This window comes from Nostoc sp. S13 (genome assembly GCF_029379315.1).
GTDB lineage: Bacteria > Cyanobacteriota > Cyanobacteriia > Cyanobacteriales > Nostocaceae > Nostoc.
Genome location: NZ_JAQYWQ010000008.1, coordinates 1 through 15,743, shown reverse-complemented (window position 1 = coordinate 15,743; position 15,743 = coordinate 1). Strand labels below are relative to the sequence as shown.

Annotated in this window: 15 protein-coding genes; 9 read left to right on the top strand and 6 right to left on the bottom strand. The window is 44.3% G+C overall.

What is annotated here, in order from left to right; all coding sequences use genetic code 11:
- Positions 1–85: 85 nt before the first annotated feature.
- Entirely contained in the window at positions 86–760 is a 675-nt protein-coding gene (locus tag PUQ00_RS04435) for a hypothetical protein (RefSeq protein ID WP_300413561.1), read from the bottom strand.
- Positions 761–1,229: 469 nt separating this feature from the next.
- Between PUQ00_RS04435 and rpsD the strand changes: the two genes are divergently transcribed.
- Positions 1,230–1,838 carry a 30S ribosomal protein S4 gene (gene rpsD, locus PUQ00_RS04430; RefSeq protein WP_300413560.1) on the top strand — a complete coding sequence of 203 codons (609 nt, stop codon included), beginning with the start codon at positions 1,230–1,232 and terminating at the stop codon, positions 1,836–1,838.
- A 131-nt stretch (positions 1,839–1,969) separates the two neighbouring features.
- Here the strand turns inward: rpsD and moaA are convergent, their stop codons facing one another.
- Positions 1,970–2,956 (bottom strand): GTP 3',8-cyclase MoaA, encoded by a 987-nt coding sequence (moaA, locus tag PUQ00_RS04425; protein ID WP_300413559.1) that lies wholly within the window; start codon positions 2,954–2,956, stop codon positions 1,970–1,972.
- Between the two features lie 162 nt (positions 2,957–3,118).
- Between moaA and PUQ00_RS04420 the strand changes: the two genes are divergently transcribed.
- Positions 3,119–4,150, top strand: a complete 1,032-nt coding sequence (locus PUQ00_RS04420; protein ID WP_300413558.1) for a hypothetical protein — start codon at positions 3,119–3,121, stop codon at positions 4,148–4,150.
- A gap of 147 nt (positions 4,151–4,297) precedes the next feature.
- On the opposite strand, the gene PUQ00_RS04415 is transcribed toward PUQ00_RS04420, so the two are convergent.
- From PUQ00_RS04415 to PUQ00_RS04405, 3 genes are all read right to left on the bottom strand, one after another.
- The gene (locus tag PUQ00_RS04415) at positions 4,298–6,739 is read right to left on the bottom strand and encodes a filamentous hemagglutinin N-terminal domain-containing protein (protein WP_300413557.1); all 2,442 of its coding nucleotides are present in this window, start codon (positions 6,737–6,739) and stop codon (positions 4,298–4,300) included.
- Positions 6,740–7,720: 981 nt separating this feature from the next.
- Complete coding sequence (locus tag PUQ00_RS04410; RefSeq protein WP_300413556.1) at positions 7,721–8,008, bottom strand: hypothetical protein; 288 nt, start codon at positions 8,006–8,008, stop codon at positions 7,721–7,723.
- 221 nt (positions 8,009–8,229) lie between these two features.
- The gene (locus tag PUQ00_RS04405; protein WP_300413555.1) at positions 8,230–9,057 is read right to left on the bottom strand and encodes a carbohydrate ABC transporter permease; all 828 of its coding nucleotides are present in this window, start codon (positions 9,055–9,057) and stop codon (positions 8,230–8,232) included.
- A gap of 175 nt (positions 9,058–9,232) precedes the next feature.
- Here PUQ00_RS04405 and PUQ00_RS04400 point away from each other — a divergent pair, with 175 nt between their 5' ends.
- The 5 genes from PUQ00_RS04400 (at position 9,233) to folE (ending at position 14,260) form a co-directional block, all read left to right on the top strand.
- Positions 9,233–9,931, top strand: a complete 699-nt coding sequence (locus PUQ00_RS04400; RefSeq protein WP_300413554.1) for an aldehyde oxygenase (deformylating) — start codon at positions 9,233–9,235, stop codon at positions 9,929–9,931.
- Between the two features lie 317 nt (positions 9,932–10,248).
- On the top strand, positions 10,249–11,268 hold the full coding sequence (locus PUQ00_RS04395; protein ID WP_300413552.1) for a long-chain acyl-[acyl-carrier-protein] reductase: 1,020 nt from the start codon (positions 10,249–10,251) through the stop codon (positions 11,266–11,268).
- Between the two features lie 127 nt (positions 11,269–11,395).
- Positions 11,396–12,376, top strand: coding sequence for an acetyl-CoA carboxylase carboxyltransferase subunit alpha (locus tag PUQ00_RS04390; RefSeq protein ID WP_185586002.1), 981 nt, complete (start codon positions 11,396–11,398; stop codon positions 12,374–12,376).
- Positions 12,377–12,733: 357 nt separating this feature from the next.
- Positions 12,734–13,459 carry an SDR family oxidoreductase gene (locus PUQ00_RS04385; protein WP_300413548.1) on the top strand — a complete coding sequence of 242 codons (726 nt, stop codon included), beginning with the start codon at positions 12,734–12,736 and terminating at the stop codon, positions 13,457–13,459.
- 93 nt (positions 13,460–13,552) lie between these two features.
- Positions 13,553–14,260: a GTP cyclohydrolase I FolE gene (folE, locus tag PUQ00_RS04380; RefSeq protein ID WP_300413546.1), complete on the top strand. Its 708-nt coding sequence runs from the start codon at positions 13,553–13,555 to the stop codon at positions 14,258–14,260.
- 74 nt (positions 14,261–14,334) lie between these two features.
- On the opposite strand, the gene PUQ00_RS04375 is transcribed toward folE, so the two are convergent.
- The gene (locus PUQ00_RS04375) at positions 14,335–14,979 is read right to left on the bottom strand and encodes a phosphoribosylanthranilate isomerase (RefSeq protein WP_300413544.1); all 645 of its coding nucleotides are present in this window, start codon (positions 14,977–14,979) and stop codon (positions 14,335–14,337) included.
- A gap of 122 nt (positions 14,980–15,101) precedes the next feature.
- On the opposite strand from PUQ00_RS04375, the gene psaK reads away from it, so the two are divergent.
- Both psaK and PUQ00_RS04365 read left to right on the top strand, forming a co-directional pair.
- Positions 15,102–15,356, top strand: coding sequence for a photosystem I reaction center subunit PsaK (gene psaK, locus PUQ00_RS04370; protein ID WP_300413542.1), 255 nt, complete (start codon positions 15,102–15,104; stop codon positions 15,354–15,356).
- A gap of 63 nt (positions 15,357–15,419) precedes the next feature.
- Positions 15,420–15,665, top strand: a complete 246-nt coding sequence (locus tag PUQ00_RS04365; protein ID WP_300413540.1) for a hypothetical protein — start codon at positions 15,420–15,422, stop codon at positions 15,663–15,665.
- The last annotated feature ends 78 nt before the right edge of the window (positions 15,666–15,743 follow it).

Here is a 15,743-nt window from a genome sequence, read left to right as displayed (position 1 = left end):
AACCTGTATTTTCAGCCAATTACAAAGCACTTTGACGCACTCCCCCGCATGAATGACGAGGGCTTTACGCATCACGACTCGTAATTTAATTAGTGCCAGGTTGCGTTGGAACAATTGGTTGTGTTGGAACAACCGGCTGCGCCGGAATAAGCGGTTGCGGCGTTGGAATTGGGGTAATCTCGGGACTTGGACTTGATCCCGCAGGAATTATATTCTGCGGTGTAGAGGAAGATGAAGCCCCGATAACGCTGTCACCAGCATCGATACAAGTTTCCAATATCTGAGTAGCTTGAAGGTCAACTTTACTACTACGTAATCCCACCACACACTGACCAAAGCGCACGGGTAGCAAACTGCGACCACAGTAATCTAAAGCTGCTGGATTAACTGCCTCCTGAGTACTTGAACTGACACCGACTACACAGGTAGATAACTCCTCAGGACGCCTAGCTTTCCCACAAGAAGAAAGCGCATCTGTCGCGGCAATTTGGGTCTGCTTCTCAATTTTAGTGACGCAAGCAGCCAAATCTCTTGGATGCAGTGCCTTTGCACAACCTTGTGATGCTGCTTCTGCTGTGACACCTACGCTCAGAAGGCGACCCGCACAGACACTATAATCATTGCTGTAGGAGGCAGCAACAGCCACATTAGGGAAGATCGTTGTCAACCATCCAGCTATAGCCAAAACTGGTACTATTAAAATCCTGGAGGTGGAACTGCCTTGTTTGTTCTTAGCTCTGCTAACCACTTTTTTGCTCATTGATATTGCCATTCTCCAAACACCCAAGGCTATGCTAACTCAAATATTATTTTAAAAATCCTCTGCAATCAAAGAATTTCGGCAGGAGTAAAGTCTAGACATAATTAATTATGTCGAAAATTGTGCTAATATAACTGTTTGAAAGATAAGTAGGCAACGTAAAAAGTATTTCAGAGTAAGAATGCTGCGTAAACCAATCTGATGATTGAGTAGCCTAGAAAACTAAATAAACACAAAAAACTTATTGGCAAGAGTACGACGGGGCACGTCGGAATTCAGGCTTGGAAGCCAGGGGTCGGCTCTACCGACTTAAAGCAACTGGCGTAAAGAGGATGCCTCTACGTTGGTATGATACGTCATACCAAGGCAAGCAGCCTCAAAAAATCAAGAATCCCCTGATTTGTCATTAGGGGAATGTCAAAATAGAATGTTTGGGTAAAGTTTAAACAGGATTAGATTAAGGAAACTCATGTCCCGATATAGAGGGCCACGCCTCAGAATTGTCCGCCGCTTAGGCGATTTACCAGGATTGACTCGCAAAAGCGCCAGACGCGCTTACCCGCCTGGGATGCATGGTCAGAACCGCAAGAAGCGCTCTGAGTATGCTATCCGTCTAGAGGAAAAACAAAAGCTCCGCTTCAACTACGGTTTGACTGAAAAGCAATTGCTGCGCTATGTGCGGAAAGCCAGACGTGTTACTGGTTCTACCGGACAAGTGTTGCTGCAATTCCTAGAAATGCGCTTGGATAATACCGTTTTCCGCTTGGGTATTGCCCCGACTATTCCAGCAGCTCGTCAACTGGTTAATCACAGTCACATCACTGTTAATGGTCGTGTGGTGAATATTGCCAGTTACCAATGCCGTCCTGGTGAAGTGATTGCGGTCAGGGATCGGGTACAATCACGGAAAATCGTGGAAACTAACTTACAATATCCCGGTTTGGCTAACCTTCCCAGTCATTTGGAGTTTGACAAAACTAAGTTGGTTGGTAAAGTTAACAGCGTTATTGAGCGGGAATGGGTGGCACTACAAGTTAATGAACTACTTGTGGTGGAATACTACTCACGACAAGCATAATAGTCATTTGTCCTTAGTCATTTGTCTCCGTTCGCGCAGCGTCTCCCTTAGGAGAAGTCTGATCGGAGGAAGCCTCCGCTCAGACTTCTCTCGTAGTCATTTGCAAAGGACAAATGACCAATAACTAATGACTAACCGCCAATTTGCGACATCGTGCGAGTATATGTACCTAAAATTCCCGAATCGCGCCCTTTAAAGTTAATTTCTGGCTTGATTCCTAATAAATGCCTGACTTGCTCTTGTAATTGAGTCGTGCTAGTACCAGAACGCAAAGCAGTTTTTAAATCTATTTGACCAGTTTCATTCAATAAACAAGGACGCAGCCAGCCATCGGCACTAAGGCGCATCCGATTACAACGATCGCAAAAACATTCTGACATCTGACTAATAAATCCCAGTGTCCCCTTCGCACCGGGAATTTGAAAGACATCAGCCGGGCCAGCACCACGAACTTGAGATTCTGTCAAGCCCCAGCGATCGCAAATACGTTTTCGTAACTCGGCTGAAGATACCCAACCGCGATCGCCAAACAAATGCACATTACCAATAGGCATAAATTCAATAAATCGAACATGCCACTGTTTGTCAATTGTCAGGGCAGCTAAATCGAGAACTTCGTGGTCGTTGACACCAGGAATCACCACCACATTCAGCTTCAGTGGGTTGAATCCGACATGATGAGCAGCTTGAATCCCTTGCCAAACTTGTTGCCAACGAGAACGACCCTGATTACCGATAATTTGGTCAAAAATGTCGGAATCAAGAGAGTCCAGACTAATATTAATTCGTCGCAGACCAGCATTGTAGAGGTTTTGCGCCATCGGAGCCAGCAAAAAACCGTTGGTGGTCATTGAGATATCTTGAGTTTGGGGGAGAGTTGCGATCGCACCTACCAAATCCACCACACGGGGACGCAATAAGGGTTCACCCCCAGTCAAGCGAAACCGATTAAACCCTACTGGAATAAATACCTCTTGAATTAAGGTGAGTAGTTCCTGATCAGTCAACAGCTGTTGCTTGAGAATATAGTCCAGTTCTACTCCCTCTGGCATACAGTACTGACAACGAAAATTGCAGCGATCAATTAAGCTAATGCGGAGGTAGTCTACCTGATTCATCGTTTTATTTTTATTGTCTCTGATAAATAAAAGACTTGACAAAGGTGGTTTACCCTTTCCTACTATATTTGTTGTAACCCAAAATACCGTACTCCCCCTTAAGTCAGAGTTCACAGATTGTGGCATAATAAGCCGATCGCATCCACTAATTAGTCATCAATCGTGCAAGATACCGACTCCATCAACGACCTTGCTGCTGCTTTGCAACAGCCAGCAGATATTACCTTTGAACTGCCCGATCCAGAAGATGAACAGATTCTAGAGTCAGATTTTCAACAGCAGCTAGAAATAGCTTGGCAGGTATGCGATCGCTTTGATTTGCAAACTGAAATCTGGCGGGGGCGAATTTTACGGGCGATCCGCGACAGAGAGAAAATTGGTGGTGACGGACGCGGTACTGGCTTTCTGCGATGGCTAAAAGAGCGGGAAATCAGCAAAAGTCAAGCTTATGCCTGGATTCAACTGGCGAATAGTGCTGATACTCTCATTGAAGACGGGAAACTTGACCCAGGTTCTGTGAACAACTTCAGCAAACGGGCTTTTATCGAAACCTCCAAAGCAGTCCCAGAAGTGCAACAGATGGTGAGTGAAGCCGCACAAAAAGGCGATCGCATCACTAGGCGCGAAGTGCGTCAACTCAGCGATGAATGGACAGCCATGTCCTCAGATTTATTACCCGAAGCAGTTAAGGAAAAAGCCGCAGATAACACCCTTCCCCCACGCTACATCGCCCCACTGGTGAAGGAAATGGAAAAACTGCCAGAATCGCACCAAAAGTTTATCCAAAAGGAAATTGCTGCTAATCCTGATGTAGATACCCTGAAACAAGTAACTACCGAAGCGCGTAACTTGGCGAAATATCTCAAAGGGGCGGCTCAAGTGCAAGCGCTGACCCAAGAAGATGTTGATATTGAAACAGCCTTAGAAGAAGCCCAAAGAGTCGGCTGTTTGAGCATTGCTGCTGATTTGGTAAATCAAGCATCGCAAATTGAACAAACGATCGCTAAACTTTACATGACTTGGAAACGGATCGGTAATTTAGCAGATCGATTATATGTAGATACTGGCGCAAGTACACCCAACTTGCGATCGCTCCTCACTTGCTTGGAACCTCTGGGTGGTGAAATCATGGAATTGCAACTGAGTGGTGCGACTGAACACACTATTCGTTTGCAAATTCAGGAGACGAGTTAGGGAGTGGGGAGTGCGGAGTCAAGAATTATTCTCCCCCTGCTTCCCCTATTCTCCTCTTTCCCCTGACTGCGGATAAAATTGTTTATGTAGCCGCGAATTCCATTGCCTCTACTGCTCATCCATGTTAAAACCGCCATGTCTCAAATTCTAATTAGCATCGCAAGATGTAGCAACGAGTGAGGAGTTATGGGGCGACGCAGTAGGTACTTGAGCAACCAGAACCACGTTACCATTGGCATCCATTACCCATCCTTGGGCTTCCACAATTTGAGTAGGTTCATTGACAGAATTAACTTTCCGTAATTTTTCTTCTCTGTTTCGCTGCTTGGGAACAACCACTCTTTTCTGAATACCGCCAGCACGATTCTTACTATCTGGCTCCAGTGTAATCCAATCTGCCAGCACCGCATTATCAGCGATCAATGGCTCTGTGGGATCAGGCGCTAGTCCTCCACGCCCAGTTGCAATAAATGAACTTCTGGCTATTTTTCCACCAGAATTACAACCAGCAACAATTTGCTGTGAGGCATCAACAATATTTACGGGTAATTGCACTAATCCTTTGCTGGGGTCAACATCTGGTGAGTTGATTTGTACAGTGCCACTTAATGAAGGGTTTTGTTGAGAAAATGCGCTAATGTCATTTGTTGGCAGGTTATTTGGGTTGATTTGCTTTGCATCAAGTCTCTCTACCTGTGTACGAGTGCGGGGCACAAACCCAAAGATGTTCTTAGTAGTGATTGTGATTTTACCACCAGAGCCAGAGAAGGCGTTGGCGGTGATATCGCTATTTTCTAAGGGAGCGGCGACGAGGAAGCCATTAGGTGCTTTGATGGTAATATTACCGCCATCTCCACTAAGCCCTGTCGTACCTGCGTTAGTGGTTATCTGACTTTCGTGGGTCATCAGTAATAAGTCCTGCACCTGTAGCATAATATCCCCCCCTCCACCTGACTCACTATTAGATGTGAGTGTTCCTTTATCCAGAAGTAGGGAGCGAGTGGTTATATTTAAATCGCCTGCTTTCCCTAAATTATTTGGATCTCCGTTAGAGATGACATTTTTTCGAGCTTGGCTGCTCACAGATATTGCAGCCCCATTCTTGATAATCAATTCCCCTGTCGTTAGGTTTAAGTTACCGCCATTTCCAGGCCCTTGAGTTCCAGAAAACAAGCCACTGACGTTAGAACCATTTGGTGAGGTTCCAATTAGTTCTACGGAATCAGAGGCGTTCACAGTTAAATTTCCGGCATTTCCTGTAGCTGGTATAAGTTCGTTAGAAAAATAACCATATATGCTCTCAGAGGTTGTTGATATTTTTGCCCCTCCTTCGATACGCAACTTTCCAGTGTTAATTGTGATGTTGCCAGCGTTTTTCTCGCCATAAGTTGCACTAAATAATCCACTGGATATTAAATCACTACCATCTTGCTGACGAACGGAGGTGCCGCCGATTAGTTCCACGGAATCAGAGGCCTTTATGGTCAATTGCCCCTGCAATTGTCCTCCACCTCTAACGACCAACTTTTTAGTAGTGACATTTATGTTCCCAGAGTTTCCGCTGGAGAAATTCTGAGTAAACAGTTGTGCATCTTGCTCAACTACTACAGACTCTGAGGCGTTCAGTGTCACATTCCCCCCTGACTGCTCTTGCAAGGGATAAACTAGAATTAGGAAACTCCCAGCTATCCGTATATTCCTGCCTTGCATCTGGATATTGCCCCCAGTGTCTCCATGAGTATCGATGGTAGATGAGGTTTCCTGCGATTTGATTAATTCGATGTTCTGGAAATTTGGAACACCTTCATATCCAAATGCCCAACCTAGGTTCGTTGGACTCAAACTGACCAGACTATTACCAGCGACGCTTCCTAACTCAACGCTTCCGTCCTTTGCTGTGATATTTCCTCCATCTAGCGTGATATCACCGCCGATGAGTGCCAAGGTTTTGCCTTGCTGCACCTGTAGACCAACGCCTTGTCCAAAGATATTAACTGCGCCATCTGGTTGTGCTTGGGATTGATTGCGGATGGGAGCCGCAGTTGTTCCGAATTGTAAACCAATGGGAACACTTACTGTCAGCAGGGGTGTACTTTGAGCAGATGTAGCACTAAATTTTGTACCATCAGCAAAGTTCAAGCTACTCGCCGTACTGCCCACAAATGAACCGCCGATATTTAAAGAAGCATTTGACCCAAAAACAATGCCGTTAGGATTAATCAGAAACAGGTTGGCTGCGCCGTTAGCTTTCAGAATGCCATTTATATTGGAAATAGAATTGCCTGTCACTCGACTGATGATGTTTTGAATATCTATTGCATTGTTAAAGTAGGCTGTCCTTCCCGCAGAGACAGAAAACTGTTCAAAGCTGTGGAACAAATTTGTACCACGAACTGCCCCACCATCAATCTGGTCTGTAGGCTGACCATCGATTAGCTTTGGTGTAATGATTGAACTTTCAGATCCAAGTGTGCCATCCTTTTGTATTTGGGCTAAGGCAAAACTCTCAAAGAAAGTCAGCACTCCAGCAATTGCTAAGGTACTCACAATCCCTAACTCCCAGCACCAACTGCTTCGGTATTGAGACATGACTAACTTGCACCCAAAAAATAAAAGTATATTTAAATACTGCTCCTTGCTAGTTAGGTATAGTGATACTTGAGATTATCTCTGTAGCCTAACTAGTAAATGCAAAGTTCAGCATTTTTATACTCACTAGAATAAACTCTTTAGAGGTCATTAATAAAGTAAAAATAAAATTACTTTTGGGGAGCCAGTGCGTTGCTGTAGTCAAAAGAGTTGTAGAAACTGGTGAACCAGCGCACCCAAGTTGGTTTCTTTAGATTTACTTTATAAATTGTTTCTTACAGTCCCAAGACTAAATTCTTTAGCAGTTACAGCCAAGAGGGTTGTGATTTGAAGGACAAGGGACACACAATGAATTTAAACTTTGAGACAGATTAGTTTCATATTGGGTGCTAGCTGGAATTATTTCGATATTGTCTTGTGCTGTAACGCTATAATTATTAGGTAGATTCCCGTTCTGGCCAATTTGAGCAATAGCAGAGTTTCTAGACAAAACTACTGCACCACCTATTGCAATTCCTAAATATTTAACGCAATCCGAAAGATTATTCATACTTAATATTGCAGCTCTTTCAGTAATAAAACAACAATTGCTACCTAGTACCAAAGCTTTAGTAAACCACAGTAATATATATTGGAATCAGTAATCTACGTTTCGTTCTTTATGAAAATTTAAGAACCTATTTGTAAACTATTATGAAGGTCTGGTTGAGGTGTTCTGAGGTGTTTTAAAATCACATGAAGCATATTTCCTTATGAGCCAATTACCGCATTCATACCCTTTACATTTTTTTATAAACAGCCTCTAACAGGACTTACGCAGCGATGATTGGTCATTGATTATAAGCGGAATGCAATGTAGCGAAGCAATCTCGTTGGGACTGGGATTGCTTCGCTTGCAATCAGGGAGAAACCTGATCTTTGCGTAAGTCCTGTTACCCTTTCGCCCTCTTGTTTATAAATACAGTCCGAAGACTAAATTATTTAGCAGTTACAGCCAAGAGGGTTGTGATTTGAAGGGCAAGGGACACACCATGATCTTTGCATTAGCACAATTCTCTCTTCTGTGTCTTTTGGGGTTTGCTGTTCATTAACTGCATCACCAGATTTGATTTTATTTAGGTCAAGATTGCACTGCCACTGAACTATTAGAGCTCGATCTTCTAATACTCCGTATTTCTCAAGTACTGCGTATAAGTCAGCATTCTTAACGCTTTCAAGCAGTTTATGTTGAATCTCGTCTTGTAACTGTTGTAATGTTTCAGAGTTCATAACTGTTTCCATTTCCAATGTGTACAATTATGGATTCAGCTTGGCTAGGAAGAATTTCGCATAGTTTCACAAAATTCAATAGACATCTCCGAAAAAGAATGTAGAGACGCGAAATTTCGCGTCTCTACAAGGGTTCTAGATAAGGCATATTTAATTTCACCAGATGTCTAATGCTGAGATTGAAATCTCAGGGGGGCTTTGACTCACCGCCAGCCTCCCGGCTAATTCTTAATCCCCGTGGTGGCAATACCCTGAATAAACTGGCGCTGACCGATGAGAAATAGTACCATCACTGGAACTGTCGCGATTGTCACTGCTGCCATCATTAAGGGCCAATTATTCGTAAATTGTTCTTGAAACTCTGCCAACGCCAGCTGCACCGTCCTTAATTCTGGTCGTGTCGTAAACACCAGAGGCTTAAACAAATCATTCCATTCGCCGATGAAAGTGAACAAAAACAGCGTCAGCAAGGCCGGACGGGCTAAAGGTAACATCACTCGCCACAAAATTTGCAGTCTGTTCGCTCCGTCTATGGCTGCGGCTTCCTCTAATTCCACGGGAATTGTCTGGAAATATTGACGTAATAAGAAAATCCCAAATCCGTTGACAGCAGTGGGTAAAATCAGCGCCCCATAGGTATTTATCAAGTGTCCCCACTTCAAAACCAAAAAGATCGGAATCACCAATAACTGAAAGGGAATCACCAAAGTTGCTAAAACAACCAATAGCAGTGCTTGGCGTCCCCGAAACTTCAGCCGTGCGAGGGCGTAACCCGCTAAAGCGGAAGTGACAATCTGAAACGCCGTCACAGCGATCGCTACCAAGGTAGAATTAGCAAACGCCAGCAAAAATTTTCCCTGTTGCCATGCAACGCGGTAATTAGCTAAAGACCAGTGATTTTTGGACAAATTTTCTGGGCTGGCGGCGGTTGATGCAAAGGAGGTGAGAAAGACCACAAACAGAGGTAGTAGAACGAGCAATGCCCCTAGCAGTAAGACTACCAGGCTCAAAAAATCACCAGATTTCAGATTAGGGTTCGGTTTGGACATTATTTGAGATGCAAAGTATTTGTTTCACTAGTAGAGCATCGTCCCCAGCAACAGTTAATCTATAAACATAGTTACTTGTTAAGTTAAATTAAAGCACAGTGATTATTACCCTCAGTTCATAGGGTAAATTAAATCCGGTGTCAAAATAATTCAGGTTTACAGGAGTAAACATACCATGCAGCAGCTTGCAGACCAATTTAAACAATTAGATTTCCAGAGCGAAACATACAAAGATGCTTATAGCCGGATTAATGCGATCGTGATTGAAGGGGAACAAGAAGCCCATGAGAATTACATCACACTAGCCCAACTGCTGCCGGAATCTCATGATGAATTGCTTCGCCTTTCTAAGATGGAAAGCCGCCACAAAAAAGGATTTGAAGCTTGTGGGCGCAATTTGCAAGTAACCCCAGATTTGCAATTTGCCAAGGAGTTTTTCTCTGGACTACACCAAAATTTCCAAACAGCAGCGGCATCCGGCAAGGTCGTTACTTGCTTGTTGATTCAGTCTTTAATTATTGAATGTTTTGCGATCGCAGCATACGAAAATTATATCAACGTCGCCGACGATTTCGCCCGCAAAATCACTGAGGGAGTAGTAAAAGAAGAATATAGCCACCTCAACTTTGGAGAAGTTTGGTTGAAAGAACATTTTACAGAATCCAAAGCTGAACTAGAAGAAGCAAACCGCCAAAACCTACCTATCGTTTGGAGAATGCTCAACCAAGTAGAGAGAGATGCCCACACAATGGCAATGGAAAAAGATGCTTTGGTAGAAGCCTTTATGATTCAGTACGGTGAAGCATTAAGTAATATAGGTTTCACAACTCGCGATATTATGCGATTGTCAGCCTATGGACTCATAGCCGCTTAAAAAAGTGCTGAGTAATAAGTGCTGAGAAGCCAGTGCTTTGGGGAGCCAGCGCGGTCTTGGGGGTTTCCCCCATAAGAGACTGGCGTAGCCAGCGCGGTCTTGGGGGTTTCCCCCATAAGAGACTGGCGTAGCCAGCGCGGGAACAGGGGGGTTTCCCCCATCAGCGACTGGCATCGGTGCCGACAGCCAAGCAACTGGCGTTACTGAGGAGTTCAAATTTAAATTCAGAACCTCAGAACTCAGGACTTAGGACTCAGGACTGCTCAACCACTTAATATTCCACGCGCTCAAGACAGCATAAGCTTAATAATCACTACATGTTTGGTCTAATTGGACATCTCGCTAGTTTAGAACACGCTCAAGCGGTAGCTCAAGAATTGGGATACCCAGAATATGCCGATCAAGGGCTAGACTTTTGGTGCAGCGCCCCGCCGCAAATTGTCGATACCATTATTGTCACCAGTATAACTGGGCAAAAAATTGAAGGACGGTATGTAGAATCTTGCTTTTTGCCGGAGATGCTAGCGAGTCGTCGCATCAAAGCCGCAACGCGCAAAGTCCTCAACGCTATGGCCCATGCACAGAAGCATGGCATTAACATCACAGCTTTAGGCGGATTTTCCTCGATTATTTTTGAAAACTTTAAGTTAGAGCAGTTTAGCCAAGTCCGCAACATTAAACTAGAGTTTGAACGCTTCACCACAGGAAACACGCATACTGCCTACATTATTTGTAAGCAGGTGGAAGAAGCCTCAAAACAACTGGGAATTGATCTGTCAAACGCAACTGTTGCTATATGTGGAGCAACAGGGGATATTGGTAGTGCAGTTACACGCTGGCTAGATGCAAGAACAGATGTTAAAGAACTTTTGTTGATAGCCCGTGACCAAGAACGTCTCAAAGAGTTGCAAGGCGAACTGGGGCGAGGAAAAATCATCGGTTTGACAGAAGCACTGCCCCTAGCTGATGTTGTAGTTTGGGTTGCCAGTATGCCCAAAGGCATAGAAATTGACGCTACCACTTTGAAACAACCCTGTTTGTTGATAGATGGTGGCTATCCTAAAAACTTAGCAACAAAAATTCAGCATCCTGGTGTACATGTGTTAAATGGTGGAATTGTAGAGCATTCCCTGGATATTGACTGGAAAATTATGAAAATCGTCAATATGGACGTGCCAGCCCGCCAGTTGTTTGCTTGTTTTGCCGAATCAATGCTGCTGGAATTTGAGAAGTTATACACGAACTTTTCGTGGGGACGGAATCAGATTACCGTAGACAAAATGGAGCAGATTGGTCGGGTATCAGTAAAACATGGATTTAGACCACTGCTGGTTTAGTCATTGGTCATTGGTCATTAGTCATTGGTCATTGGTCATTTGTTATTTGCAAAGGACAAAGGACAACTGACAAAAGACAAAGGACAAAGGATAGATAACTTATAACTCGTAATTCATAACCCCTACGATGGCAACTACCGAGCGTAAACCGCTACTGTTAGATTTTGAAAAACCCTTAGCAGAACTTGCAACCAGAATTGATCAAATTCGGCAACTTGCAGAAGAAAATGGCGTCGATGTTTCTGGTCAAATTCGTCAACTTGAAGCACGCGCCATGCAACTGCGTGAGGAAATTTTCACTAGTCTATCCCCGTCCCAGCGATTGCAAGTCGCTCGTCATCCACGTCGTCCCAGTACTCTCGATTACATTCAGGCTATTAGTGATGAATGGATGGAATTGCATGGCGATCGCTGTGGTGGTGACGATCCGGCTTTAGTTGGTGGTGTCGGTCGTCTGAGTGGGCAACCTGTGGTGATGTTGGGTCATCAAAAAGGTCGCGATACTAAAGACAATATTGCCCGTAACTTTGGAATGCCTTACCCTGGCGGCTACCGTAAGGCGATGCGGTTGATGGAACATGCCAACAAGTTTAGTATGCCGATACTAACTTTTATCGATACGCCGGGAGCTTGGTCTGGGGTGGAAGCAGAACACCAAGGTCAAGGAGAAGCGATCGCTTACAACTTGCGGGAAATGTTCTGCTTAGATGTGCCAATTATCTGCACAGTCATTGGTGAAGGTGGTTCCGGTGGCGCACTCGGTATTGGCGTAGGCGATCGCCTACTCATGTTTGAACACTCCGTTTATACCGTCGCCACCCCAGAAGCCTGTGCCGCTATTTTGTGGAAAGATGCTGGCAAGGCTCCCCAAGCCGCCGTGGCTCTGAAAATTATTTCCCACGACTTGAAAAAGTTGGGAATTATCGACCAAATACTACCTGAACCCACTGGTGGCGCTCATTCCGACCCATTAAAAGCCGCCACCACTCTCAAGCAAGTTCTGCTAGAAAATTTGGACGAGCTCAATCGTTTAACCGCTCCAGAACGCCGCCAACTGCGTTATGAAAAATTCCGCAAAATTGGTGTTTTTACAGAAGTTGCCCACTAACGGCACTGCATAATCTATTGATTAGCAAAGCAGCAATGCTATAATTGCCTATGTGCTTAAAGATTTTTAACAATCTAGCCATAGGCATTTGCATGTTCAGTAAATCTACTCAATTTAATTGAGTGGGTTTTGTATTTTTAAGTAATCTAATTGGAGTGTGCGGCGTGGTTTTCCAGGCGATGATTTGTTGTCTTTACTGGATAATAACCCACAATATGCCGAGTATTGCACTGAATTATAGCAGTTGCTTAATGCAAATCATCAGATTTTTAGATTCCTTTAATCTATCCAAACTGAGAAGTGTAAATAATTGGATGGTAATAGGCTTTAGGAACTGCCAAAAAATTGGGAGACACTATGAGTGTTGAGCAAAAACGACGCGCCCTGATTACTGGGGCAAGTAGCGGAATTGGGAAAGCAACGGCTTTAGCCTTTGCGAAAGTGGGAATAGATGTCGCCTTAGTCAGCCGTTCTCTAGATAAGTTGGAGGCGGTAAGAGAAGCAGTCGAGCATACTGGGGTGGAAGCGAAAGCTTACGCTGTAGATTTAGCGCGGCTCTGGGAAGTAAAAGAAAAGATCCAAGCGATCGCCCTTGACTTTGGTGATATAGACATTCTGGTAAATAGTGCTGGCATAGCCTATACAGATACTTTGAGCGAAACTCCCCTAGAAAACTGGCAGCAGGTAATTGACTTGAATCTGACTGGCGTATTTCAGTGCATTGTGGGGATTTTACCTTCAATGCGCGATCGGGGTACAGGCACAATTATTAACGTCGCCTCAATTGCCGCCAAGCAACCGTTTCCCGGTTGGGGAGCATACAGCGTCAGCAAAGCTGGTTTGATTGCCCTCTCTCAAACCCTGGCACAAGAAGAACGCACCCACGGTATTCGTGTCACAGCTATCTGTCCAGGCGCAGTCAATACCGAACTTTGGGACACAGAAACAGTCCATGCCAACTTAGACCGTTCCAAAATGTTAACTCCGGAAATTGTGGCTCAGTCAATTCTCTACACAGTTCTGTTACCACAACAGGCAGTTATTGACGAATTGACCCTAATGCCCAGTGCTGGCGCACTCTAATTGCGAAGTTAGGAGTTAGGAATTAAAAGTTAGAAGTTAGAATTTTTAACTTATAACTCATAACTAAATTCAAACCATAACCAAGACTGAATCATGACTATCGCTAGTTCAAACGGTTCCAATTGCTCTCAATCGCCTCTGATTCCCGACTTGGCAGAAGCCATAACTCCTAGACCCGATCGCAATACTCATAACGGGCGACAAGTGGATGTGTTCCCGCCAACAGAGGAACAGATGGAGGAAATGAAGGATGCCGTGCGGACACTAATATTGGGAGTTGGCGAAGACCCCGAACGCGAAGGACTCCTCAAAACACCCAAGCGAGTGGCCGAGGCAATGCGGTTTCTTACCAGTGGCTACAACCAATCCCTTGAAGAACTGGTTAACGATGCCATCTTTGATGAAGGGCATAACGAGATGGTACTAGTCCGAGATATTAATTTCTTTAGTCTGTGCGAACACCATATGCTGCCATTTATGGGTAGAGCACACGTTGCTTATATCCCCAACCAAAAAGTTGTGGGACTGAGTAAGCTGGCCCGCATTGTTGAGATGTATTCCCGTCGTTTGCAAGTGCAGGAGAGGTTAACCCGTCAAATTGCCGAAGCAATTCAGACCATTCTGGAACCTCAAGGGGTTGCAGTAGTGATGGAAGCTAGCCATATGTGCATGGTGATGCGGGGTGTCCAGAAACCAGGTTCTTGGACTGTCACTAGCGCAATGGTTGGTGTGTTCCAAGAGGATCATAAAACCCGCGAAGAATTTTTTAACTTGATTCGCCACCATTCAGCATTTTTTTAAGTGCTGCTAGCGGATAGCTAGGGTTTAGCCTGTGCTGAGTTAGGAGTTAGGATTTAATTCACAACTGATCACTCCTAACTTCTAAGTAACTCAATGTTCTTTAGGCTCTGAAATAGGAGTGCTACTTTATCTAAATCCTTATCTCCAGGTGAACGTTCCACACCACTAGATAAATCAATGCCGCTAGGATTAATCTGACTCAGGGCTTCCACAATATTATCGGCTGTTAATCCTCCTGCTAAAAACCAAGGGCAAGCGGGGCTAAATTGTTCTAGCATTGTCCAATCTAAAGTTTTGCCTGTACCACCCAGTTGTTGCGGATGGTAGGCATCAAGTAGTAAAGTATCTACGTATTTTGTGTAATCAATCGCGGTGTCAAGATGCTCAAGACTACGAATTCTAAGTGCTTTAATAATTTCGACCTTGGGTAAAGTTTGACGTAATTGGGAGCAAAAATCTAGTGATTCATCTCCGTGTAACTGGATGCCATTCAACCCAGAATCAACAACTATCTGACTGATTTCGGGAATACTCGCGTTGGCAAAAACACCAATTGTGTCAATATTTGCCGGGAGTTCTGCGACTGCTGCCCGAATTTGGGATGTAGTCACGTAGCGAGGTGAGGTTGGCACACAAATAAATCCTAGTGCAGTTGCGCCCAGAGAGGCGATCGCTATAGACTGCTGTGGTTGAGTGATGCCGCAAATTTTAACGCGCATGAAAATCTGGCAAATTTAAAATAATCATCTGAAAAGTCTAAACTATCTAAAAAACTTTTGCGACCTTGTAATTTTATAATCTTGTAGGTCTAGATTAACTTTTCCATTTAGGAGACAAAAGCTTGATTTCCTCTATTTTTCTAGCAGCAGCTGCATCTGTTCCCGCAACACCTGTGTGGAATCCCACAGTGGCGATCATCATCAGCGTCAGCAGCTTAGTAGTGGTTTTGCTAAGTACTAAGATTGAAAAACCCCTAGTTGGCCCCAAGTTCCCGATCCTGCCGATTAGTATTCCAACATTCGTTGCAGCGATGGCTTTTGGTCATATTATCGGCGTTGGCATCGTTTTAGGATTGACTAACATCGGTCGTCTGTAGTTTTGCGATGACAGAGGCGTTACAAGTAACGCCGCAATCAATCCAAAACTCCTAAAAACGATTTTGGGCAGGGGGAGTAGGGAAGAAATAACTTATGCCCCATGCCCAATGCCCAATGCCCAATGCCCAATACTTCGGCTTCTCTACGAGACGCTACGCGAACGCTCAGTACAAGTGCCCAATGCCCAATGCCCCTTTCCAGAGTTTTGTTTAGAGGCATTAATTGTCTATTTAGAAATAAGACTCGGCACTACCGAATTGATGCTCAATATAAATGTGTATAGGACTATATGTAGTATCTCAGTATAAAAACTACTGGCGATATCTATAGGAATCCTATTTGAGTTTTGAACAAGCTCCGTACATCTGAAGAGTGGCAAAGTCAAA